This is a genomic window from Pseudomonas sp. R1-43-08, assembly GCF_003852255.1.
Classification (GTDB): Bacteria; Pseudomonadota; Gammaproteobacteria; order Pseudomonadales; family Pseudomonadaceae; genus Aquipseudomonas.
The window spans coordinates 907334-930281 of record NZ_CP027734.1; the positions used below are offsets into that span (position 1 = coordinate 907334).

General features: G+C 61.8%; 18 protein-coding genes. 7 read left to right on the forward strand and 11 right to left on the reverse strand.

The features are described from left to right. Window positions 1-6 precede the first annotated feature (6 nt). Both C4J87_RS03980 and C4J87_RS03985 read left to right on the forward strand, forming a co-directional pair. A complete protein-coding gene (locus C4J87_RS03980; RefSeq protein ID WP_124365799.1) occupies window positions 7-1707 on the forward strand; it encodes a PTS fructose-like transporter subunit IIB in 1701 nt (566 codons plus the stop codon). Window positions 1708-2412: 705 nt separating this feature from the next. Then, complete coding sequence (locus tag C4J87_RS03985) at window positions 2413-3954, forward strand: alkaline phosphatase (RefSeq protein WP_124365800.1); 1542 nt, start codon at window positions 2413-2415, stop codon at window positions 3952-3954. A gap of 180 nt (window positions 3955-4134) precedes the next feature. Here the strand turns inward: C4J87_RS03985 and C4J87_RS03990 are convergent, their stop codons facing one another. Together C4J87_RS03990 and C4J87_RS03995 are read right to left on the reverse strand one after the other, a co-directional pair. After that, complete coding sequence (locus C4J87_RS03990) at window positions 4135-6672, reverse strand: sulfite reductase flavoprotein subunit alpha (protein ID WP_124365801.1); 2538 nt, start codon at window positions 6670-6672, stop codon at window positions 4135-4137. Between the two features lie 135 nt (window positions 6673-6807). After that, window positions 6808-9093: a TonB-dependent siderophore receptor gene (locus tag C4J87_RS03995; protein ID WP_124365802.1), complete on the reverse strand. Its 2286-nt coding sequence runs from the start codon at window positions 9091-9093 to the stop codon at window positions 6808-6810. 205 nt (window positions 9094-9298) lie between these two features. On the opposite strand from C4J87_RS03995, the gene C4J87_RS04000 reads away from it, so the two are divergent. Next, window positions 9299-9979 (forward strand): Fe2+-dependent dioxygenase, encoded by a 681-nt coding sequence (locus C4J87_RS04000; protein ID WP_124365803.1) that lies wholly within the window; start codon window positions 9299-9301, stop codon window positions 9977-9979. Between the two features lies 1 nt (window position 9980). Then, window positions 9981-10730, forward strand: a complete 750-nt coding sequence (locus C4J87_RS04005; RefSeq protein WP_124365804.1) for a tetratricopeptide repeat protein — start codon at window positions 9981-9983, stop codon at window positions 10728-10730. A gap of 185 nt (window positions 10731-10915) precedes the next feature. On the opposite strand, the gene C4J87_RS04015 is transcribed toward C4J87_RS04005, so the two are convergent. The 5 genes from C4J87_RS04015 to C4J87_RS04035 all read right to left on the reverse strand — a co-directional run bounded on the left by C4J87_RS04015 (window position 10916) and on the right by C4J87_RS04035 (window position 16000). Further along, complete coding sequence (locus C4J87_RS04015; protein ID WP_124365805.1) at window positions 10916-12079, reverse strand: type III PLP-dependent enzyme; 1164 nt, start codon at window positions 12077-12079, stop codon at window positions 10916-10918. A 468-nt stretch (window positions 12080-12547) separates the two neighbouring features. After that, window positions 12548-13705 (reverse strand): betaine/proline/choline family ABC transporter ATP-binding protein, encoded by a 1158-nt coding sequence (locus C4J87_RS04020; protein ID WP_003171711.1) that lies wholly within the window; start codon window positions 13703-13705, stop codon window positions 12548-12550. Then, window positions 13702-14355 (reverse strand): ABC transporter permease, encoded by a 654-nt coding sequence (locus tag C4J87_RS04025; protein ID WP_124361264.1) that lies wholly within the window; start codon window positions 14353-14355, stop codon window positions 13702-13704. The genes C4J87_RS04020 and C4J87_RS04025 overlap by 4 nt, the downstream gene beginning before the upstream one ends. An 11-nt stretch (window positions 14356-14366) precedes the next feature. Then, window positions 14367-15263: a glycine betaine ABC transporter substrate-binding protein gene (locus C4J87_RS04030; protein WP_124365806.1), complete on the reverse strand. Its 897-nt coding sequence runs from the start codon at window positions 15261-15263 to the stop codon at window positions 14367-14369. 20 nt (window positions 15264-15283) lie between these two features. After that, window positions 15284-16000 carry an ABC transporter permease gene (locus C4J87_RS04035; RefSeq protein WP_124365807.1) on the reverse strand — a complete coding sequence of 239 codons (717 nt, stop codon included), beginning with the start codon at window positions 15998-16000 and terminating at the stop codon, window positions 15284-15286. Between the two features lie 332 nt (window positions 16001-16332). On the opposite strand from C4J87_RS04035, the gene C4J87_RS04040 reads away from it, so the two are divergent. From C4J87_RS04040 to C4J87_RS04050, 3 genes are all read left to right on the forward strand, one after another. Beyond that, window positions 16333-17916, forward strand: coding sequence for a peptide chain release factor 3 (locus tag C4J87_RS04040; protein WP_073524000.1), 1584 nt, complete (start codon window positions 16333-16335; stop codon window positions 17914-17916). A gap of 294 nt (window positions 17917-18210) precedes the next feature. Then, window positions 18211-18456, forward strand: coding sequence for a hypothetical protein (locus C4J87_RS04045; RefSeq protein WP_124365808.1), 246 nt, complete (start codon window positions 18211-18213; stop codon window positions 18454-18456). A gap of 96 nt (window positions 18457-18552) precedes the next feature. Then, window positions 18553-18810 carry a hypothetical protein gene (locus C4J87_RS04050; RefSeq protein ID WP_124365809.1) on the forward strand — a complete coding sequence of 86 codons (258 nt, stop codon included), beginning with the start codon at window positions 18553-18555 and terminating at the stop codon, window positions 18808-18810. Window positions 18811-18996: 186 nt separating this feature from the next. On the opposite strand, the gene C4J87_RS04055 is transcribed toward C4J87_RS04050, so the two are convergent. The 4 genes from C4J87_RS04055 to C4J87_RS04070 are packed head-to-tail and all read right to left on the reverse strand — an operon-like array spanning window position 18997 to window position 22879. After that, the gene (locus tag C4J87_RS04055; protein WP_124365810.1) at window positions 18997-19968 is read right to left on the reverse strand and encodes a peptide ABC transporter ATP-binding protein; all 972 of its coding nucleotides are present in this window, start codon (window positions 19966-19968) and stop codon (window positions 18997-18999) included. After that, window positions 19968-20936: an ABC transporter ATP-binding protein gene (locus C4J87_RS04060; RefSeq protein ID WP_124361270.1), complete on the reverse strand. Its 969-nt coding sequence runs from the start codon at window positions 20934-20936 to the stop codon at window positions 19968-19970. Before C4J87_RS04060 ends, C4J87_RS04055 begins: the two co-directional genes overlap by 1 nt. A 10-nt stretch (window positions 20937-20946) precedes the next feature. Then, window positions 20947-21858: an ABC transporter permease subunit gene (locus tag C4J87_RS04065; protein WP_057724524.1), complete on the reverse strand. Its 912-nt coding sequence runs from the start codon at window positions 21856-21858 to the stop codon at window positions 20947-20949. A gap of 10 nt (window positions 21859-21868) precedes the next feature. Continuing rightward, the gene (locus C4J87_RS04070; protein WP_124361271.1) at window positions 21869-22879 is read right to left on the reverse strand and encodes an ABC transporter permease subunit; all 1011 of its coding nucleotides are present in this window, start codon (window positions 22877-22879) and stop codon (window positions 21869-21871) included. Between the last annotated feature and the right edge of the window lie 69 nt (window positions 22880-22948).

Here is a 22948-nt window from a genome sequence, read left to right on the forward strand (position 1 = left end):
TTTGTGATGAAGTTAGCCATTGTTACCGCCTGCCCGAACGGCATGGTTACCAGTGTGCTGTGCGCCCGCTTGCTGGACGCCGCCGCACAGCGCCAGGGCTGGAGCACCAGTGTCGAAGTGGTGGACGTGCAACGCCCGGACAGCCAGCTGTCCCAGGCGACCCTTGATGACGCCGAATGGGTGTTGCTGGTCAGCAGCACGCCCGTGGATATGCACCGTTTTGTCGGCAAGCGCGTGTTCCAGAGCACGCCGGCCCAGGCGTTGGCGGATGTCGACGCAGTGCTGCGCCGGGGCGCCGAGGAGGCGCAGGTGTATGTGGCGACCGAGGCGCCGGTCGGGAATGTCCCGCGCATTGTCGCGATTACCGCTTGCCCCACCGGCGTGGCCCATACGTTCATGGCCGCCGAGGCCTTGCAGCAGACCGCCAAGCGCCTGGGCTACGACTTGCAGGTCGAGACCCAGGGCTCGGTCGGTGCGCGCACGCCATTGACGCCTGAGGCCATCGCCAACGCCGACGTGGTGCTGCTGGCGGCGGATATCGAAGTCGCCACCGAGCGCTTCGCCGGCAAGAAGATCTACCGCTGTGGCACCGGCATTGCCCTCAAGCAATCGGAAGCCACGCTCAACAAGGCGCTGGCCGAGGGCGCGGTGGAAAGCGCGGCCAGCGGTGCGGTGGCCAAGTCGGAAAAAACCGGCGTGTACAAACACCTGCTCACCGGGGTGTCGTTCATGTTGCCTATGGTGGTGGCGGGCGGCCTGTTGATCGCCTTGTCCTTCGTGTTCGGCATTCATGCCTTTGAGGAGAAGGGCACCCTGGCGGCGGCGCTGAAAACCGTCGGCGACCAGGCATTCATGCTGATGGTGCCGTTGCTGGCGGGCTACATCGCCTACTCGATCGCCGATCGCCCCGGCCTGGCGCCGGGCATGATCGGCGGGTTGCTCGCGGGCACCCTGGGCGCTGGTTTCATTGGCGGGATCTTCGCCGGTTTCCTCGCCGGCTACAGCGTCAAGCTGATCTCACGCGCGGTGCGCTTGCCGCAAAGCCTGGAGGCCCTCAAGCCGATTCTGATCATCCCGTTGCTGGCAAGTTTGTTCACCGGCCTTGCGATGATCTATCTGGTCGGCCCTCCGGTGGCACGCTTGCTGACCGGGCTGACGGATTTTCTCAGCACCATGGGCACCACCAACGCGGTGCTGTTGGGCATCCTGTTGGGCGGCATGATGTGTGTGGATCTGGGCGGGCCGATCAACAAGGCGGCGTATGCGTTTTCCGTCGGCCTGCTGGCGGCGTCGAGCGGCGCGCCGATGGCCGCGACCATGGCGGCCGGCATGGTGCCACCGATTGGTATGGGCATCGCGACCTTCCTGGCCCGGCGCAAGTTCGCCCAGACCGAACGCGAAGCCGGCAAGGCTGCGATGATTCTCGGCCTGTGTTTTATCTCCGAAGGGGCCATCCCGTTTGCGGCCAAAGACCCGTTGCGGGTGATCCCGGCCAGCATTGCCGGCGGCGCGCTGACGGGGGCGCTGTCGATGTACTTCGGGTGCAAACTGGCCGCGCCCCACGGCGGCTTGTTTGTGCTGGTGATTCCGAACGCGATGAATCATGCGCTGCTGTACCTGCTGGCGATTGTGGCCGGCAGTGTGCTGACCGGGTTGGTGTATGCGCTGATCAAGCGGCCGGAAGCGGCGGAGTTGGCGGCGGGCTAAAAATGTGGGAGGGGGCAAGCCCTAATGCCAGTCAGTTAAGGCTTTTTGTAGGAACGAGGCGGGCGGCTAGCCCTTGCTCGCGAAAAACTCACAGGCACCGCGTTCATTCAGAAAGCACGCGTTATCGTTGACGTTTTTCGCGAGCAAGCTCGCTCCTACAGACGGCGGTGTACGCTTAACTGACTGGCATTAGGGCTTGCCCCCGATAGCCATAGGTATCTACACAACTTTGTAGCCGCCACGGTAACCACGATGCGAAGCGAGCCGCTCTTGATCTTGCTCTTGATCTAGGCGCCCCGTTAAACCACGCTGGCCGTAATCCGATAGTGATTTGGGGGGTAAACCGGCAGGGATGCCGGTTTAGCCGCCCCGCGCCATGGATGGCGCGTGGCGGCGGCCCCCCAAATCAATGTCGGATTACGGGCACACCGAGCCTAGGCGAGGTGCCGAGTGGTGGGGCAAGAGCGTTTTGCTTACTTTTGCGCTTTTCAAAAGTGAGACGCCGTAAGGGCGGAACCCATAGCAGCCGTTACCGCAGCAACGGATATGTACTCGCTCTGATCCAGCATCTCGGTCGGCTGTCAGGCCGCCATCGGGAGCAAGCCCCCTCCCACATTTGGATCTTCAGTGTCTGTGAGGGCGGTGTCATATCTGCTTCATCCCATCATGCTTAAGTTGGCCTTTTGATACTCAAGAGGGCACTGCATGAGCCACTTCGATCTCGGCCGTCGCCGCGTGATGCAAGCTGTCGGCGCCGGCCTGTTGTTGCCGGGACTGGCGCCGGCGGTGATTGCGTCGGTAAAGGACCGTCCGCTGCTCACCGATGGCGTGCAGTCCGGCGACCTGCTGGGCGACCGCGCGATGATCTGGAGCCGCAGCGACCGCCCGGCGCGGATGGTGGTGGAGTGGGACACCCGCAGTGTGTTCAGCAACCCACGCCGGTTCGTCTCGCCCCTGGCCGATAACCGCAGCGATTTTACGGCCCGCGTCGAACTCACCGGGCTGCCCGCCGACCAGGCGATTTTCTACCGCGTGCATTTCGAAGACGCCCAGACCGGCATCGCCAGCGAGCCGTGGTTCGGCCACTTGCGCAGCGTGCCGCAACAGCGTCGCGACATCCGCTTTGTGTGGAGCGGCGACACCGTCGGCCAGGGTTTCGGTATCAACCCGGACATCGGCGGCATGCGCATCTACGAAGCCATGCGCCTGCGCCTGCCGGACTTCTTTATCCACAGCGGTGACACCATCTACGCCGACGGCCCGGTGCCGGCGCAACTGGCCACTGAGGGCGGGCGCATCTGGCGCAATATCACCACCGAAGCCAAGAGCAAGGTCGCCGAAACCCTCGAAGAATATCGCGGCAATTACCGCTACAACCTGCTGGATGAAAACGTGCGGCGCTTCAATGCCGAGGTGCCGCAGATCTGGCAGTGGGACGACCACGAGGTGATCAACAACTGGTCATCGAGCAAACAGTTGGACGAGCGCTACCAGACCCGCGACATCAATACCCTGGTCGGCCGTGCGCGCCAGGCCTGGCTGGAATATTCACCCATGCGCCGGCAAAGCGCCGACGGCGGCGGGCGGATTTATCGCAAGCTCAGCTATGGGCCGCTGCTGGATGTGTTCGTGCTGGACATGCGCAGCTATCGCGGCCCCAACGACGACAACCTGGGCGGCGCAAAACCCTTCCTGGGGCGCGAACAGTTGGACTGGCTCAAGCGCGAACTCAAGGCCTCCCAGGCGCAGTGGAAAGTGGTCGCGGCTGACATGCCCATCGGCCTCGGTGTGCCGGATGGTGAAGTCAGCCCTGGCGTGCCGCGCTGGGAAGCGATCGCCAACGGTGATCCCGGCCCGGCCCAGGGGCGTGAGCTGGAAATTGCCGAGCTGCTGGGCTTCCTGCGCGCACACCAGGTGCGCAACCACGTGTGGCTGACCGCTGATGTGCACTATTGCGCCGCGCATCACTACCACCCGGATCGGGCGGCGTTCCAGGATTTTGAACCGTTCTGGGAGTTTGTCGCGGGGCCGTTGAATGCAGGCAGCTTCGGGCCAAATCCGTTGGATAAGACCTTTGGGCCAGAGGTGGTGTTCGAAAAGGCACCGCCTGCGCAAAACACCTCGCCGTTTGCCGGGTTTCAGTTTTTTGGCGAGGTGCAGATTGATGGGCAGACGGCGGAGTTGACGGTGATTTTGCGCGATCTCGATGGCGTCTCGGTGTTTGAGCAAAAGCTGCAACCCGTCTGAAAACTGTGGGAGGGGGCTTGCCTTAATGCCAATCTGTAGGAGCGAGCTTGCTCGCGAAAAACGTCAACGATAACGCGTGTTTTCTGAATGAACACGGTGCCTGTGAGTTTTTCGCGAGCAAGCTCGCTCCTACAAAAAGCCTTCCCCCTCCCACATTTGATCTTCAGTGCCTGTGAGGGATCAGTACACATCCCGGCGATAGCGGCCTTGCTCGATCAAGCGCTCTACCGTTTCACTGCCGAGGATATCCACCAGCGCCTGATCCACCCCCGTCGCCATCCCCTGCAAGCTGCCGCACACATAAATCGCTGCGCCCTCGGCCAGCCATTTGCGCAACACGTCCGCCGATTCACGCAGGCGATCCTGCACGTAGATTTTCTCCTCCTGGTCCCGCGAGAACGCCAGGTCCAGCAGAGCCAGGTCACCACTGGCCAGCCAGCCTTGCAGTTCTGCCTGGCACAGGTAGTCATGCGCGATATGGCGTTCGCCGAACAGCAGCCAGTTACGCTGCTGACCGTCGGCAATGCGCGCCTTGAGCAAGCTGCGCAGGCCGGCCAGGCCCGTGCCGTTGCCCAGCAGGATCAGCGGCACCGCTGCTGCGGGCAGATGGAAACCGCTGTTGCGGCGCAGGCGCAGGCTGATGCCCGCGCCGAGGGCGGCGTGTTCAGTCAGCCAGCCGGAACCCAGGCCCAGGCTGCCATCCGGGTGGCGTTCCTGGCGCACGATCAGCTCCAGCACACCGTCGCTGGCAATCGAGGCGATCGAATATTCACGCAGGCCCAGCGGTATCAGCGCATCGACCAGTGCCTGGGCATGCAGGCCGACCAAGTGGGTGCGGTTGTCCGGCAATTGGCGCGTGGCCAGGGCCTGGTTGAGCGTTTGCGCCAGGCCTTCAATCAGCACGCCATCACTGCCGGCCAGGCCCAGCCCTGCCAGGAAGTGCTCGACGGCTTGCGGGCCATTGCGCGGCAGGATTTCCACCAGGTCACCGGCCTGCCAACTGAGGGGCGAGGGCGGTGTGAGGCCGAGCAGGTACACGGGCGCGCCGACGCTGCCAGGGTTGAGCAGGGTGCGTTGGCGCAGGGTCCAGTGTTCGAACTGGGCCGTCTGCCAGGCCGCTGCCGGCGTGTGGCCGGTGAGCTGGCCGAGCTGCTGTTGCCAGGTCAGCAAGGCCTCGGTATCGCCGCTGTCGACTTCCACCGGCGCAAACAGCGGGTTGCCGCCTTGGTGGGTCAGCCAGAAATGCAGGCGCCGGGCAAAGCCGCAAAAGTGCTCGTACTGCCGGTCACCCAGGGCCAGTACCGAGTAGTTCAAGCCCTTGAGGGACACGTCCTGGCCGAGCACGCTGCGTTCGAAGCCACGGGCGCTGTCGGGGGCTTCGCCGTCGCCGAACGTGCTGACCACGAACAAGGCATTTTCCGACTGGCTCAGGTCGTGCTGGCTAAGCGTGCCCAAGGGCTGCACCTTGACCGGCAGACCTGCTGCCTGCAATTGCCCGGCCGTCTGCCAGGCCAATTGTTCGGCGAAACCGCTCTGGCTGGCGAAGCCGATCAACCAGGCCGGGGCATCGCTGGAGTAGGCGTCAAGACCCTTGCGTGCGTTCCTTACCTGGCGTTTTTTGCGGCGCCGGTCGAGGTACAGCAACCAGCCGGTAATGAAGAACAGCGGCATGCATAACGCGCTCAGGGTGAGCACGATCCGTCCTGCCAGGCCCCAATAGCTGCCGGTGTGCAGGGCATAGACGCTGGTCAACAACTGCGACTTATAACTTTTGCTGGCGTAGCGCTCATGGGATTTGACCTCGCCGGTGGCCGGGTCCAGGTTGATCTGGTTCAGTGCACGGTCATGGGGTGAGTCTTCCAGCAGGTAATACACGGTGGCCGGTTGCCCGGCGACGGCCGGCAGGCGGATGTTGTAGGCGCTCAAGCCAGGCCCCGCGTTGCTGTAGATGCTGCTCCAGATGGCCTCATAGTTGGTCACGTAGTTGGCCACGGGCGCAGGGCCAGCCGGTGGCGGGCCGCGCTTGAGCGTGCGCTCGTTCTGCGGCGCATCGGACAGCAGTTGGGTCACGCCACGGTTGTACCAGTCGTACGACCAATACAGCCCGGTCAGTGCCGCCAGCAGATAAAACAGCAGGCACCAGGTGCCGAACACCGAGTGCAGGTCCCAATTGAAGCTGCGGCCCTTTTTACGCCAGTCCAGGGTCAACCACACGCGCCAGTTCTTTACCTGGCGCGGCCAGCGCAGGTACAGGCCGGAGAGGCAGAAGAACAGCAGGATCAGGGTGCAGGCGCCGGTGATCGTGCGCCCGGTGTCGCCCATCGCCAGGAAGCGGTGCAACTGCAGGATGAAGCCGAATACATCCTGGCCGACGGCGTCGCCCAGGTAGTCGCCGGTATATGGGTCGAAGTAGCGTAGCGGGCCCCGGCGCTCGCCCGGCGGCGGGGTGAAGGACACGCGCCCGGCATTGCCGCTGTCGCGTTCCACCCAGAGCATCGCCACGGTGTTACCTTCGGTGGCTTCCAGTTTGCGCACCAGTTCGGCGGGCGGCAGTACCCCGGCTTCGCGTTTTTCGACATGCAAGACGTGCGGGTTCAGCGCCCGCAGTATTTCATCCTGGAAGGAGTACGCAGCCCCGGTGATCCCCATCAAGGCCAGCACCAGCCCGGCAGTGATGCCGAAGAACCAGTGCAACTGGAACAGGGTTTTCTTCAACACGTCGGACCGCCTCGCTCAACTGGTTATGAATGCCACGGCGCGCATTATGCCGTGGCTTATCGAGAAATATTCTGTTTAGCATGCAAAAGCCCCGCGCATCCGATGCGTGGGGCTCAAGTGCTGGCGTGCTTGCGCTTAGAAATGGAAGCTGGTGGTCAGCAACGCCGTACGACCGGCCGCCTGGTTGGCGAAGTGCGAGGCGTAAGCCTTGTCGTAGTAGGTTTTGTCGGTCAGGTTCTGCACGTTCAATTGCAGGTCGACGTTTTTAGTCAGCTTGTAGCTGGCCATGGCGTCGTAGCGGGTGTAAGACGGCACGTACACGGTGTTGCCCGCATCGCCGTAAACCTCGTCGACGTAGAAGGCGCCGCCGCCGATGGTCAGCTTGGGCGTGATGTCGTAGGTGGTCCACAGGCTGAACGAGTTCTTCGGCGTGTTGGGCATCTGGTTGCCGGTGTTGGAACCGGCGCTCACCACGCCGTTACGCCCGTTGAGGCCGGATTTGACCAGTTCGCTGTCCAGGTAGGTGTACCCGGCGAACACTTGCCAGTGCTCGGTCAGCTTGCCGCTGGCGGACAACTCGACGCCGTCGACCCGGGATTCGCCGGCGTTCTCGTAGGTGAGGGCATCAACCAGCACGCGGGTGTTTTTCTTCTCGGTACGGAACACGGCGGCGGTCAGGGACAGGCGGTCGTGGAACAGGTCCCACTTGGTGCCCAGCTCGTAGTTGACCGTCTCTTCCGGCTGCAGGTCGCTGATGGCGGCACCGGCTGACAGCGGGTTGCCATCGGCGCCTTCACCCACCAGGCCACCGGCCGGCGTGGCCGACGTCGCGTAGGAGGCGTAGATACTGCCATTGTCCAGCGGCTTCCACACCAGGCCCGCCTGCCAGTTGAAGAACTGGCTGTCATCCTTGATCTTGCTGCGCCCGGTGGTGGCGTTGGTGTTGGCTTCGGTGTCGAAGGTGTCGTAGCGCAGGCCCACGTTCAGCAGCCATTTCGGATCCAGCTCGATGGTGTCGAACACGTAGGCGGCGCGGCTGGTGGCCTTGGTGTTGGTGCCGTTGTAGTTGCGCGCGACGCTGCCGTTCCAGGCATCGTCCGGGTTCGGATTGCTCAGCGAGGTGCACTGGCCGCCCAGGCTGCCCTTGGCCACGGTGCACACCGGGTTGGCGTTGGGGCTGACGGTGTAGCCGCTGACACGGGTTTCTTCACCGGTGAATTCCAGGCCGGTGGAGTAGGTGTTCTTGAAGCCCAGCGCCTGGAAGCTGCCGAACAGGTCGGTCTGGTTGGTGGTCGTGGTGGTGGTGGACACGCGGCTGTTGGCCCGACGCCACACAGTGCCGAACTTGTTGACGTTGAGCTTGCTGTCATCCGGCTGGGTGAGCACATAGTCCTGGCCGGTGCTGCCGTGGCGCAGGGTGTTCTTCAGCGTCATGTTGTCGTTCAGGTCATGCTCGATGGAGAACGTGCTGATGTCGGCGCGGGTCTTGCGGAAGTCACGGCTCTTCAAGCCATAGAAATTGTTGCTGTCGCCACCGTCGTCGGGTTTGTCATGCCCGTGGGCGGTGGCGGTCGACGAGCCGTAGCCATACGGCATTCCCGAATCCGGCAGGTCGTCGCTTTCCATGTGGTAGTAGCTGAGGGTGACGCGGGTCGGTGTGCCCAGGCCAAAGGTCAGCGACGGCGCCACACCCCAGCGGTCGTAATTGATCGCGTCGCGACCGGCCACGTTTTGTTCGTGGCTCATCAGGTTCAGGCGGAATGCCGCGCTGTCGTCGAGGAACTGGCGGTTCACGTCGAGCACGTAGCGGCGGGTCTGGTCGGAACCGTAGGTGAAGCCGCCGTTAGTGAAGTCCCGCGCTTGTGGGGTTTTGCTCACCAGGTTGAGGCTGCCCCCGGCTGAGCCGCGACCGCCGAAGGACGAGTTGGGGCCTTTGCTGATTTCGATCGATTCAATGTCGAAGATCTCCCGGCTCTGGCCGCCGGTATCGCGCACGCCGTCCAGGTAGGTGTCGCCTTGGGCGTCGAAACCACGGATGAACGGACGGTCGCCCTGGGGGTTGCCGCCTTCACCGGCGCCGAAGGTAATCCCCGGTACGGTGCGCAGGGCATCCTGCAGCGAGGTGGCGGCGGTGTCTTTGAGCACTTGCTGCGGGACCACGGTGACCGAGCGCGGTGTGTCTACCAGCGGTGCGGTGTATTTCTGCGAAGCGGCTTTTTCTACCTGATAGGAAGGGGTGACCTGCTCCTGACCGGTAATGTTGGTGGCGCCGAGGGAGATAGGGTTGCGCTCGCCTTGTTGTTCGGTGTTCTCAGCCGCCTGCGCCAAGTGGGCGGCAGAGCTGGCGCTGAGGGCAACGCCGATGGCCGAAGCCAGCATGCGTGGTGAACTGGCGGTGGTTGTTGGTGTGATGCGCGACATGACGTGTCCTTTCCCCAAGGATGTGAGGTCGCGGAATATAGGGCTAACAAGACTTTCTATCAATTGCGATACATTGCTATTCGCATCGAATTTACATTCTTTACACTTTTTGCTTACGGTTTTTACAGTCTCGTTCGTCTCGACGTTTTACACAAAGGATAAGAATCAATATCATTGGCACCCCTCTGATCGCAGGTATTGCCCCATGTTGCTGCATATTCCCGGCCTGTTCTCGCGCGAGGAAGTGCAGCGCATTCGCCAAGCCCTGGAAGCGGCCGAATGGGCCGACGGCAAAGCCACTGCCGGCCATCAATCGGCCAAGGCCAAGCACAACCTGCAATTGCCCGAAGGCCACCCGTTGACCAAGGAAATCGGCGCGGCGATGCTGGAGCGCTTGTGGAGCAACCCGCTGTTTATGTCAGCGGCGTTACCGCACAAGGTGTTTCCACCGTTGCTCAACTGTTACACCGCGGGTGGCAGCTTCGACTTTCATATCGACAACGCCGTGCGCCAACCCAAAGGCAGCCACGAGCGCGTGCGCACCGATCTGTCGTCCACGCTGTTTTTCAGCGACCCCGACGAATACGACGGCGGCGAACTGGAAATCCAGGACACCTTCGGCCTGCAGCGCGTCAAGCTTCCCGCCGGCGATATGGTGCTGTACCCCGGCTCCAGCCTGCACAAGGTCAACGCGGTGACACGCGGCGCGCGCTACGCCTCGTTTTTCTGGACCCAGAGCCTGGTGCGCGAAGACAGCCAGCGCACCCTGCTGTTCGAAATGGACGGCGCCATCCAGCAACTGAGCCGCGACGTGCCCGATCACCCGGCGCTGATCCAGCTCACCGGCACCTATCACAACCTGCTGCGTCGCTGGGTCGAGGTCTGAGATGGGCTTTTTATTGCGTCGCCAGGAAGTGCTCAACGTCGAGCAGTTGCAATCGATGCTCGATGATTCCCCGGTGCGCGCGGCCCAGGCGATCCTGATCGCGGCCAGGGAAGGCGTGGTCGATGCCCAGGCCTTGCTCGGGCAGATCCTGCTGGAAGGACGCGGCATCGCACGCGATGAAGCACTGGCGTTGCGCTGGTTCCGAATTGCCGCCCAGGGCGGGCATTTGATGGCGCGCAATATGATTGGGCGGTGTCTGGAGCATGGTTGGGGTTGCACGGTGGATGAGGCGGCGGCTGCGCGTGAATACCGGTTGGCAGCAGAGGCCGGGTTGGATTGGGGGCAGTACAACTATGCCAACCTATTGGCGACCGGCCGTGGCGTTGTGCAAGATCAGGCCCAAGCGCTGACGCTTTATCGCCAGGCGGCAGAGCAGGGCCATGCCAAGTCGATGAACCTGGTGGGGCGTTATCTGGAAGACGGACAGTATTGCCCGAGGGATTTTGAAGCGGCCGTTGAGTGGTACCGGCGTTCAGCCGAAGCCGGGGATTTTCGTGGGCAGTTCAGTTATGCGGCAGTGTTGGCAGACGGTGGCCAAATCGAAGCGGCACTGGAGTGGTTGCACAAGGCGCTGGCAGGCGGGAATCTCAAGTTCTTACGGATAGCACACCAGACGCTGGCAGTGGCCAACCATCCGCAGATTCGCGCGATGGCTGAAGCCTTTCGACAACGCGCTGCCAATCTCTCTTAGTTCATCTGAGCCAGACCGGGGCACAAAAAGCGGGTGCTGAAGGATCATCGGTATGCCTCGCGGGCCGGTTTTCTGGCGACGGCAGCGCTGCGTGAGCTATCAGCCTGACGAAATGCGCGAAATTGCACCTGACAGCCATAAAAAAAAGCCCATGAAACGTCATGGGCTTTTTAGTTGGCGCTTTCTTACACGTAAAACGACTTCAACGGCGGAAACCCATTGAACTCAACCGCGCTGTAGCTGGTGGTATAGGCACCGGTCGACAGCCAGTACATGCGGTCACCAATGGCCAGGTTCAGCGGCAGGCCGTACTTGTAGTTTTCGTACATGATGTCGGCGCTGTCGCAGGTCGGGCCGGCGATGACCACTTCTTCCATCTCGTCTTTCTTCTCGGTCCAGATCGGGAACTTGATGGCTTCGTCCATGGTTTCGATCAGGCCGGAGAATTTGCCCACGTCCGTGTACACCCAACGCTCGACGGCGGTGCGCGATTTACGCGCCACCAGCACCACTTCGCTGACCAGGATGCCGGCGTTGGCGATCAACGAGCGGCCGGGCTCGAGGATGATTTCCGGCAGCTCATCACCGAAGTCTTCCTTGAGGAAACGGATGATTTCCTCGGCGTAGGTTTCCAGGCTGTTGGTGCGGGTGATGTAGTTGGCCGGGAAGCCGCCGCCCATGTTGATCAGCTTCAGATGAATGCCGTCTTCTTCCTTCAGGCGTTCGAAGATCACTTTGACCTTGGCGATCGCCGCATCCCATACGCTGATGTCGCGCTGCTGCGAGCCGACGTGGAACGAGATGCCGTAAGGCACCAGGCCCAGGTCGCGGGCGAGGATCAGCAGGTCCATGGCCATGTCGGTCTGGCAGCCGAACTTGCGCGACAACGGCCAGTCAGCCGTGGTGGAGCCTTCGGTGAGGATACGCACATAGACTTTCGAGCCCGGCGCGGCTTTGGCGATGTTGCGCAGGTCGGCTTCGGAGTCGGTGGAGAACAGGCGCACGCCTTTCTCATAGAAGTAGCGAATGTCCTTGGATTTCTTGATGGTGTTGCCGTAGCTGATACGGTCGGCGCTGACGCCGCGGTCCATGACCTTGTCCAGCTCGTAGATCGACGCGATATCGAAGCTCGAACCCTTGTCTTTCAACAGGTCGATGATCTCGACAGCCGGGTTGGCCTTGACCGCGTAATACACCTTGGCGAATTCGAAACCGGCGCGCAGGTCATCGTAGGCCTGGCTGATCATCGCGGTGTCGATCACCACGAACGGGGTTTCTTGCTTGTCGGCGAACGCCTTCATTTTGTCAAACGTGGCGCGCGCGAAATAGTCTTCGACGTTGATCGACATGCTGGGAACTCCTAAGGGCAAACTGTAGTAATCAATGGGTGCAACTGAACGTCCTCCGTATCCCCACTTTGGTTCGCCTACTTCCCAAGGCATGTCGCCGAAAGCAAAAAGGCCATGGGATACGCTTCCCTTGGCCTTGCTGTCTCGTCGTCAGTACTTGAGCCGGATGGATCGTTTCCAGCATGGACGTTCGGCGCGAACTTTAGGGCTTGATGGGCGTGGGATCAACTAAAAATGTCGCGTTTTTGCACGCGTTCGTCGCGCGACCCCGTGCAGCTACTATGTAACCGACCGGTGTGACGGATTGATGTTCCCCGGATGGGCGAATTGAGTGCATTTCCCTGACACCCTGCAGAGCCAAATGTGGGAGGGGGCTTGCTCCCGATGGCGGTGTGTCAGTTACACATTTATCAACTGACCCACCCTCATCGGGAGCAAGCCCCCTCCCACATTTTTTACCGCGTTGTGTCAGGCCAGTGCGGTCTCGGCCGGGGAAACAATGCTGGTCTTGCCCCCACGCGACTTACCGGAACTCAGGTACTCGGCAATCGACTCCTGCGTCACCTCGCCCAGAAACACCCGCTCCGCATCCATCACCGGCAACCACGAACGGTTGAACTCGTACATCCGCGACAGCAGGATGCGCAAGTGCTCGTCATACGCGGCGGTGGCGTTGAATTCGCGCAGGTACTGGCCGCAGGTACCGGTCTGACGGTGCAAGTCGCGACGGCGTACATAGCCCAGCGCCTTATTCTCGGCGCAGGTGACCACCACATAGCGGCGGTCGTGCTCGTCCATCAGCTCCAGTGCATCGGCCACCGGCGTTTCCGGGCTCACCGACGGCGCGTTGTCCGCGGCATCTTCGGCCTTCACCAGCAGCAGGCGCTTGAGGGTACTGTCCTGGCCGACGAAATTGCTCACGAACTCGTCCGCCGGGTGCGCCAGCAGCGTATCGGGATGGTCGATCTGCAGCAGCTTGCCGGCGCGGAAGATCGCAATCTTGTCCCCCAGCTTGATGGCTTCGTCGATGTCGTGGCTGACCATGATCACGGTCTTGTTCAGCGCACGCTGCATCTCGAAGAACTCGTTCTGGATCATCTCCCGGTTGATCGGGTCGACCGCGCCGAACGGTTCATCCATCAGCAGCAACGGGGCATCCGCCGCCAGGGCGCGGATCACGCCGATGCGCTGTTGCTGCCCGCCCGACAATTCACGCGGATAGCGATGCAGGTACTGCTTGGGCTCCAGCTTGATCATGCTCATCAGCTCGCGGGCGCGGTCGTGGCATTTCTGTTTGTCCCAGCCGAGCAGCTTGGGCACCACCACGATGTTTTCTTCGATGGTCATGTTCGGGAACAGGCCGATCTGCTGGATCACATAGCCGATATTGCGCCGCAGGGTCACTTCATCGAGGTCGGTGGTGTCTTCGCCGTTGATCAGGATCTTGCCCGAGGTGGGCTTGATCAGGCGATTGATCATTTTCAGCGTGGTGCTCTTGCCACAGCCCGAAGGGCCGAGGAACACACAAATTTCGCCTTCGTTGACGGTCAGGCTGACATCGTTGACGGCGGTGACAGTCTTGCCGTTGCTTTGAAAAGTCTTGGACAGGTTTTGAAGTTCGATCATTTGAGCAATCCTTTTGGAGTCAGCGAGCGTTGCAGCCATTGCAAGAGCAGGTCGGCGAAGATGGCCAGGAGACTGACCAGCACGGCGCCGACGATCAGCATCGACATGTCGCTGCGGCTGATGGAAGCCAGAATCAGTACACCCAGGCCGCCGGCACCGATGGTGGCGGCGATGGTCATCACGCCGATGTTCATCACCACGGCGGTGCGCACACCGGCGAGGATCACCGGCACGGCAATCGGCAGCTCGACCATGCGCAGGCGCTGGGCGAAGGTCATGCCGATGCCTTTGGCGGCCTCGCGAATGCCCGGTTCGACACCGGTGAGCGCCAGGTAGGTGTTACGCATGATTGGCAACAGGGAGTAGAGAAACACGGCGGTGATCGCCGGCATCGGCCCCAGGCCCTGGCCGAACTTGGAGTAGAACGGCAGCAGCAGGCCGAACAGCGCGATGGACGGTACGGTCAGCAGCACCGTGGCGCTGGCCTGCAGCGGGCCGGCCAGGGTCGGGAACCGCGTCATCAGGATGCCCAGGGGCACGCCGATCAAGATCGCGAGGACAACCGCGACGCCGACCAGGGTGATGTGCTGCCAGGTCAGTTGCAGGACTTGGGCCCAATCAAGGTGGGAAAAGGCGTTGAGAAACTCCATGTCTTTTCCTCTTATTGATTGATCGGATGCTGGCGCAGGAAATCTGCGGCAACAGCGGACGGGCTTTCATGGTCGACGTCGACCCGCGCATTCAGCTGGCGCATGGTTGCGTCGTCGAACAGAGCGGCCAGTGGCTTGAGCTCGGCCGCCAGTTGCGGGTGCTGGTCGAGGTATTCCTGGCGAATCACCGGGGCGGCGGTGTAGTCCGGGAAGTAGTGCTTGTCGTCTTCCAGCAGCTTGAGTTTGAAGGCATTCAGGCGACCGTCGGTGGTGTAGACCAGGCCGGCAAACACCTGGCCATTGCGTAGCGCGGTGTAGACCAGGCCTGCGTCCATCTGCCGGGTGTTTTTGCGCGTGAGGTTCATGTCGTACAGCTTGACCATGCCGGCCAGGCCGTCGGAGCGGTTGGCGAACTCGGTGTCCAGGGCGACCAGGCGGTGTTCCCTGGTGTCTGCAGCCATGGCGTGGGTGAGGTCACTGATGCTGTTGATCTCAGGATGTTCCTTGGCGACTTTCTCCGGCAACGCCAGGGCGTAGGTGTTGCTGAAGCGCGACGGCGAGAGCCAGACCAGGCCTTTTTTCGCGTCGAGTTCCTTCACGCGAGCGTAGGACTGCGCGCTGTCGAGTTTCTCGTCGATGTGGTTGTACGCCACCAGCGACACGCCGGTGTATTCCCAGATCAGGTCCAGTTGCCCGCTTTCCTGGGCGCTGCGCGCCAGGTTACTGCCCAGGCCACCGGTCACGCGGGCGTCGTAGCCCTTGGTGCGCAGGTACTGGGAGGTGATTTCGGCGAGCAGGGTCTGTTCGGTGAACACCCGTGCGCCGATGCGGATTACCGGTTTTTCAGCGGCTTGCGCAAAACCTGCAAACAGCAGGGCGCAGCTCAATATCAAGGTCAGTTTTTTCATGTGATTTCCTTTGCCAAGCCTTAAGACGGACGCAACCCGCGTTCCAGCCAGAGGCGGCTGGCCATGGTCACCAGGCCGTCGAGCAGCAATGCCAGCAGTGCGGTGCATGCGGCACCGAGCAGCAGTTGCGGCTGGTTGTTCAGGGCGATGCCGGGGAAGATCAGACTGCCCAGGCTGTTGGCGCCGATCAGGAACGCCAGCGGTGCGGTGCCGACGTTGATCGCCAGGGCCACACGCACGCCACCGATGATGATCGGCACGGCGTTGGGCAACTCCACGCGAAACAGCACCTGGCGTGGCGTCATGCCGATGCCGGTGGCGGCTTCTTTCAGCGAGCCTTGAACGTTTTTGAGGCCTTCGTACGTGTTGCGCACGATGGGCAGGAGGGAGGCGAGGAACAGCGCGAAGATCGCCGGGCCGCTGCCGATGCCGAGGACGCCGAGGGCGATGGCCAGTACGGCCAGGGGAGGGACGGTGTTACCGATGTTGAAGATCTGCATGAAGCGCTCTGCACGCCCGACCATGTTCGGTCGGCTGAGCAGGATGCCGGCGGGGAGGCCCACAATCAGGGCGGCCAGCATGGAAACTAAAACCAGAATCAGATGAGCTTGCAGGTAAAACAACAAATCGTCGCGGTACAGTTCGATCGTGTTGATGCCGATCCAGTGGACCAGCAGGGCCAGGAGCGCGACGACAACCGCGCCTCCTATCAGCCCTTTGCCATAGCGAATAGCCACAGGCGGACTCCTTTTTTTCTTTTGTCGGCGAACACATTCTCCGGTGGCAATGCCATGGCTGGCTGCCTCTGAATGAGTTCGCGAAAAGCAGCTCGCCGATACTGGCAACGCAGTATGCGATCGAGCCATGAGCGCAGCCTCGTCAGGCTAACTTGCTGATTTTTCAGCCCCTGTTCCGAGTGCGATAGCAGGGGAGTGGACGTCTCTACCTTTTAAAAGGTTCCACACTTGGGAGCATTTAGCCACCCCCAATGGGCTCAACGGTGGTCTGTAACCCTGGGTTTGCGCTATACTCGCCGCCCTTTTTTGACTCACCTGCCAGGCGATTTCCCATGACCCACCAGGCCGCCGAAGTCGCGAAACGCCGCACTTTCGCTATTATTTCCCACCCCGATGCCGGTAAAACCACCATCACCGAAAAGCTCCTGCTGATGGGCAAGGCAATCGCGGTGGCCGGCACGGTGAAATCCCGCAAATCCGACCGCCATGCGACATCCGACTGGATGGAGATGGAGAAGCAACGGGGTATTTCCATTACCACGTCGGTCATGCAGTTCCCGTATCGCGACCACATGGTCAACCTGCTCGACACCCCGGGCCACGAAGACTTCTCCGAAGACACCTACCGCACCCTCACTGCGGTGGACTCGGCGCTTATGGTCCTCGACGGCGGTAAAGGCGTCGAGCCACGCACCATCGCGTTGATGGATGTGTGCCGTTTGCGCGACACGCCGATTGTCAGCTTCATCAACAAACTCGACCGCGATATCCGTGACCCCATCGAGCTGCTGGATGAAATCGAAGCCGTCCTGAAGATCAAGGCCGCGCCGATCACCTGGCCGATCGGTTGCTACCGCGACTTCAAGGGCGTGTACCACCTGGCCGACGACTACATCATTGTCTACACCGCCGGCCATGGTCATGAGCGCACCGATGTGAAAATCATCGAAAAGCTCGACTCCGACGAAGCCCGCGCCCACCTGGGCGACGAGTACGACCGCTTTGTCGACCAGCTCGAACTGGTACAGGGCGCGTGCCATGAGTTCAACCAGCAGGAGTTCCTCGATGGTCAACTGACCCCGGTGTTCTTCGGGACGGCCTTGGGCAACTTCGGCGTCGACCACGTACTCGACGCCGTCGTGAACTGGGCGCCAAAGCCCCTTGCCCGTGTCGCCAACGAGCGCACCGTGGAACCGGTCGAAGAGAAATTCACCGGCTTCGTGTTCAAGATCCAGGCGAACATGGACCCCAAGCACCGCGACCGCATCGCCTTCATGCGTATCTGCTCCGGCCGCTACGAAAAAGGCATGAAGATGCGCCACGTGCGCACCGGCAAGGACGTGCGCATCGGCGATGCCCTGACGTTCTTCTCCTCCGAGCGTGAACAGCTCGAAGAAGCCTACGCCGGCGACATCATCGGCCTGCACAACCACGGCACCATCCAGATCGGCGACACCTTCACTGAGGGCGAAGCACTGGGCTTCACCGGCATCCCGCACTTCGCCCCGGAACTGTTCCGCCGCGTACGCCTGCGCGATCCGCTGAAATCCAAGCAACTGCGCCAAGGTTTGCAGCAACTCGCCGAAGAAGGCGCGACCCAGGTGTTCTTCCCCGAGCGCAGCAACGACATCATCCTCGGCGCCGTGGGTGTGCTGCAGTTCGACGTGGTCGCCAGCCGCCTGAAAGAGGAATACAAGGTCGAGTGCTCCTACGAGCCGATCACCGTGTACTCCGCGCGCTGGATCGATTGCAGTGACAAGAAGAAGCTGGAGGAATTCTCCAACAAGGCCGTTGAAAACCTCGCCATCGACGGCGGTGGTCACCTGACTTACCTGGCGCCGACCCGGGTCAACCTGGCGCTGATGGAAGAGCGCTGGCCGGATGTGAAATTCCGTGCGACTCGCGAGCACCATTAAGGGCGAGCGGTAAAGAGCAGGGCGAAGCCGTGATGGCTTCGCCCTTTTTTATGCCTGCTGCAAAGCCAAAATGTGGGAGGGGGCTCACTGTAGGAGCGAGCTTGCTCGCGAAAAACGTCCAGGCAACGCGTTCATTCTGGATAAACGCGGGGGCCCTGAGTTCTTCGCGAGCAAGCTCGCTCCTACATTATTGAGGGCTTGCCCCCTCCCGCATTTGATCTTCATAACGCCATGAATTGGCGGGAATCCTGCTTCGGGTCTAGCGTTTACCCACCGACTGCAAAGGAGACGACCGTGCGAAATGCTCAAAGCGCCATCACCCTGGTATTGCTGGCCGCCCTGGGTCTGACGAGCCTTCCGGCATCGGCCGACGCCGGGGCGCCCCAGTGGAAAGACACCGGCCCGGTCACTAAGAAAAAGCAGAACGAGGTCAACTCGGGCAGTTGGAAACCGCAGCCCCAGCCCACAGACGTCAAAGACCCGGAAAACCCCATCAACGAAGGGGAAGACAGTGTGACCTTCGACGACGGCGAAACCTGATACCTGGCACGAACCGGGCATTGGGGCTAGCTTTTATCCTGGCGACGGTAACCGCTGTCGTGCGGGATTTCGCTACTGACTGGACGGAGATCGACCATGAGTATTTTTCAACGCGGGGTGTTGTTGATCAAGGTGCTGGTGCTGTTGTCCTTGGGGATGTCGACAGCCTGGGCGCATAACCCGGTGCAGGGCGCAACGGTCGCGCAGGGCGTCCAGAGCATGGACTTGCAGTTGGCCAAGTCTGAAGCTGAGCCTGGCGATCAGGGCCAGGGCGGCAGCGAAGATGACGATGACGCCACAACCCACGAGCCGGACAGCGACGATTCGGACGATGAAGGCGACAGCCAGACTTAGATCGTGAGCAAAAAGAAGCCCCTCCCGCTCGGCTGATGCGCAACCTGGCGGGAAGGGCCGTAGAACTCAGACTTTGATCGTTCCCACGCTCCGCGTGGGAATGCATCCCTGACGCTCCGCGTCACCTCAACGGCGCGACGCGGAGCGTCCTAGGCGGCATTCCCACGCGGAGCGTGGGAACGATCGTCAGGCCACGAACTGCTCCGCATAGTGGCAAGCCACCTGGCGATTATCCAACGGCCGCAACAGCGGCTCCTCGGTGCTGCACCGCGCCGTCGCGTACGGGCAACGCTTGTGGAACGCGCAACCCGACGGCGGGTTCAGCGGGTTGGGTAGCTCGCCGACGATCTTGATCTTCGGCTTGTTCGAGTCTGGGTGGATGGTCGGCGTGGCCGACAGCAGCGCCTGGGTGTACGGGTGCAAGGGGCGGGCGTAGATGTCTTCCTTGGGGCCCACTTCCACCGGGCGGCCGAGGTACATCACCATCACGTCATCGGCAACGTGCTGCACCACGGCCAGGTTGTGGGAGATGAACACGTAGGCCGTGTTGAATTCCTGCTGCAGGTCCATGAACAGGTTGAGTACCTGGGCCTGGATCGACACGTCCAGTGCCGAGGTCGGTTCATCCGCCACCAGCACTTTGGGTTGCAGCATCATCGCCCGGGCCAGGGCGATACGCTGGCGCTGGCCACCGGAGAACATGTGCGGGTAGCGCTGATAATGCTCAGGGCGCAGGCCCACTTGCTTCATCATCGCCTGCACTTTTTCGCGGCGTTCGGCGGCGGACAGGTTGGTGTTGATCAGCAGCGGCTCGCCGAGCTGATCACCGACTTTCTGCCGTGGGTTCAACGAGGCGTACGGGCTCTGGAACACCATCTGCACGTCTTTACGCAACTGCTTGCGCTGGGCCTTGTCGGCGCCGGCCACTTCCTGGCCGGCGATTTTAAGGGAGCCGGATGACGGCTCTTCGATCAGCGTGAGGGCGCGGGCCAGGGTGGACTTGCCGCAACCCGACTCGCCCACGACGGCAAGGGTCTTGCCGGCTTCCAGTTCGAAAGACACACCATTGAGGGCACGCACCGTAGCGTGGCCCTTGAACAGGCCACGGGACACTTCGTAGTGACGGGTCAGGTCGCGGGCGGTAAGAACGACGGCCATTACGCCACCTCCTGGTTCAAGGGGTAGAAGCAGCGCGCAAGGCTGTTGGTTTTCGGGTCAAGCGCAGGGCGCTCGGTACGGCAGTTCTCACGCACATACGGGCAGCGCGGCGACAGCAGGCAACCTTGCGGGCGGTCGTAACGGCCGGGCACGATACCCGGCAGCGTGGCCAGGCGTGTGGCGCCCAGGCTGTGCTCGGGGATCGCCTTGAGCAGCGCTTCGCTGTAAGGGTGCGCTGGAATGTCGAACAGTTGCGGGACCTGGCCGACTTCAACGGCCTGGCCGGCATACATCACGCACACGCGCTGGGCGGTTTCAGCCACCACCGCGAGGTCGTGAGTGATCAGCACCAGGCCCATGTTCTGCTCTTTTTGCAGGGCCAGCAGCAGGTCCATGATCTGCGCTTGAATCGTGACGTCCAACGCGGTGGTCGGTTCGTCGGCGATCAGCAGTTTCGGCTCGCCGGCAATCGCCATGGCGATGGCCACGCGCTGGCTCATACCGCCGGACAGCTGGTGCGGGTAGGCATCCATACGGCTGGAAGCGCCAGGGATTTCGACTTTTTCCAACAGTTCGATGGCCCGCTTGCGCGCTTGCTTGCCGGACATTTTCAGGTGCAGGCGCAGCACTTCTTCAATCTGGAAACCCACGGTGTAGCTGGGGTTCAGCGCGGTCATCGGGTCCTGGAACACCATCGCCAGGTCTTTGCCGACGATCTGGCGGCGCTGACGGTTGCTCAGCTTGAGCATGTCCTTGCCGTCGAAGTTCAGGGCATCGGCGGTGACGATGCCGGGGTGCTCGATCAGGCCCATCAGCGCCATCATGGTCACGGATTTACCCGAGCCCGATTCGCCAACGATTGCCAGGACTTCGCCTTTGTCGACGGTAATGTCGAGGCCATCGACCACTGGCACGGCGGTCTCGTCGCCGAAGCGAACGTTGAGATTCTTGATTTCTAACAGTGACATGGGAATCTCCTCAGGCGGCGTTCTTGAGTTTCGGGTCCAGCGCGTCGCGCAGGCCGTCACCCATCAAGTTGATTGCCAGCACGCTGAGCAAAATGGTCAAGCCCGGCAAGCTCACGACCCACCAGGCGCGTTCGATGTAGTCGCGGGCTGATGCCAGCATGGTGCCCCACTCCGGCGTTGGCGGTTGTACGCCAAGGCCGAGGAAGCCCAGGGCGGCGGCATCGAGGATCGCCGACGAGAAACTCAACGTGGCCTGCACGATCAGCGGCGCCATGCAGTTGGGCAGCACGGTGATGAACATCAGGCGGGGCAGGCCGGCACCGGCCAGGCGCGCGGCGGTCACGTAGTCGCGGTTCAGTTCGCCCATCACCGCGGCGCGGGTCAGACGCACGTAGGACGGCAGCGACACAATGGCGATGGCGATCACGGTGTTGATCAGGCCAGGGCCGAGGATGGCGACAATCGCCACGGCCAGCAGCAGCGACGGCAGGGCCAGCATGATATCCATCAAGCGCATGATGGTCGGGCCCAGCAGGCGCGGGAAGAACCCGGCGAACAGGCCGAGCAGGATGCCCGGAATCAGCGACATCACCACGGAGGACAAGCCGATCAACAGCGACAGGCGCGAACCCTGAATCAGGCGCGAGAGCAAATCCCGGCCGAGTTCATCGGTGCCCAGCAGGAACTGGATCTGCCCGCCTTCCAGCCATGACGGCGGAGTGAGCAGGAAGTCGCGGTATTGCTCGCTCGGGTTATGCGGTGCAACCCAAGGGGCGAAGATCGCGCAGAACACGATCAGCAACATGAACAGCAGGCCGGCAACCGCGCCTTTGTTCTTGGAGAAGGCTTGCCAGAATTCTTTGTACGGAGACGGGTACAGCAGGCTCTGATCGACTGCTGACACTGGAGTAGAGGTAGTCATGGTCATGATCTCAGCGCTGGTGACGGATGCGTGGGTTGGCGAAGCCGTAGAGGATATCCACCACGAAGTTCACCAGGATCACCAGGCAGGCGATCAACAGAATGCCGTTTTGCACCACCGGGTAGTCCCGCGCGCCAATGGCTTCGATCAGCCATTTGCCGATGCCGGGCCACGAGAAGATGGTTTCGGTCAGTACCGCACCGGCCAGCAACGTGCCGACTTGCAGGCCGACCACGGTCAATACCGGGATCAGCGCGTTGCGCAGACCGTGTACGAACACCACGCGCGCCGGCGACAGGCCCTTGGCCTTGGCGGTACGGATGTAGTCTTCGCGCAGCACTTCGAGCATCGACGAACGGGTCATCCGCGCAATCACCGCCAGCGGGATGGTGCCCAGCACGATGGCCGGCAGGATCAGGTGGTGCAGTGCGTCCCAGAACGCGTCCGGCTCGTCGGCCAGCAGGGTGTCGATGAGCATGAAGCCGGTGCGCGGCTCGATGTCGTAGAGCAGGTCGATACGCCCGGAAACCGGGGTCCAGCCCAGGCTTACCGAGAAGAACATGATCAGGATCAGGCCCCACCAGAAGATCGGCATCGAATATCCCGCCAGGGAGATGCCCATCACCCCATGGTCGAACAGGGATCCTCGTTTCAAGGCCGCGATCACCCCGGCCAGCAGGCCCAGGATACCGGCGAACAACAGGGCGGCGATGGACAGTTCCAAGGTCGCCGGAAAGAGTGCGGTGAACTCGGTCCACACGCTGGTGCGGGTACGCAGCGATTCGCCAAGATCGCCCTGGGCGAGCTTGCCGACGTAATCCAGGTATTGCGCATACAGCGGCTTGTTAAGGCCAAGGCGCTCCATTGCCTGGGCATGCATTTCGGGGTCAACCCGCCGCTCGCCCATCATGACTTCTACGGGGTCGCCTGGAATCATGCGAATCAACGCAAAGGTCAGCAACGTGATGCCGAAGAACGTGGGGATCAATAACCCCAGTCGGCGGGCAATAAAACTAAACATCTTGGTGTGTACCTCAATCAGCCGGTTAGGCAGGTTCGGCGCCGTCAGGGTCGACGGCGCCGAGCGTTT

What these genes read in the sequence shown, in the direction of transcription:
- C4J87_RS04055 (WP_124365810.1), bottom strand. Translation starts at nt 19,968, where the DNA reads ATGGCCGTCGTTCTTACCGCCCGCGACCTGACCCGTCACTACGAAGTG.
- C4J87_RS04030 (WP_124365806.1), bottom strand. Translation starts at nt 15,263, where the DNA reads ATGAAAAAACTGACCTTGATATTGAGCTGCGCCCTGCTGTTTGCAGGT.
- C4J87_RS03995 (WP_124365802.1), bottom strand. Translation starts at nt 9,093, where the DNA reads ATGTCGCGCATCACACCAACAACCACCGCCAGTTCACCACGCATGCTG.
- C4J87_RS04000 (WP_124365803.1), top strand. Translation starts at nt 9,299, where the DNA reads ATGTTGCTGCATATTCCCGGCCTGTTCTCGCGCGAGGAAGTGCAGCGC.
- C4J87_RS03980 (WP_124365799.1), top strand. Translation starts at nt 7, where the DNA reads ATGAAGTTAGCCATTGTTACCGCCTGCCCGAACGGCATGGTTACCAGT.
- C4J87_RS04050 (WP_124365809.1), top strand. Translation starts at nt 18,553, where the DNA reads ATGAGTATTTTTCAACGCGGGGTGTTGTTGATCAAGGTGCTGGTGCTG.
- C4J87_RS04040 (WP_073524000.1), top strand. Translation starts at nt 16,333, where the DNA reads ATGACCCACCAGGCCGCCGAAGTCGCGAAACGCCGCACTTTCGCTATT.
- C4J87_RS04005 (WP_124365804.1), top strand. Translation starts at nt 9,981, where the DNA reads ATGGGCTTTTTATTGCGTCGCCAGGAAGTGCTCAACGTCGAGCAGTTG.
- C4J87_RS04065 (WP_057724524.1), bottom strand. Translation starts at nt 21,858, where the DNA reads ATGACTACCTCTACTCCAGTGTCAGCAGTCGATCAGAGCCTGCTGTAC.
- C4J87_RS04070 (WP_124361271.1), bottom strand. Translation starts at nt 22,879, where the DNA reads ATGTTTAGTTTTATTGCCCGCCGACTGGGGTTATTGATCCCCACGTTC.
- C4J87_RS04020 (WP_003171711.1), bottom strand. Translation starts at nt 13,705, where the DNA reads ATGATCGAACTTCAAAACCTGTCCAAGACTTTTCAAAGCAACGGCAAG.
- C4J87_RS03985 (WP_124365800.1), top strand. Translation starts at nt 2,413, where the DNA reads ATGAGCCACTTCGATCTCGGCCGTCGCCGCGTGATGCAAGCTGTCGGC.
- C4J87_RS04015 (WP_124365805.1), bottom strand. Translation starts at nt 12,079, where the DNA reads ATGTCGATCAACGTCGAAGACTATTTCGCGCGCGCCACGTTTGACAAA.
- C4J87_RS04060 (WP_124361270.1), bottom strand. Translation starts at nt 20,936, where the DNA reads ATGTCACTGTTAGAAATCAAGAATCTCAACGTTCGCTTCGGCGACGAG.
- C4J87_RS04025 (WP_124361264.1), bottom strand. Translation starts at nt 14,355, where the DNA reads ATGGAGTTTCTCAACGCCTTTTCCCACCTTGATTGGGCCCAAGTCCTG.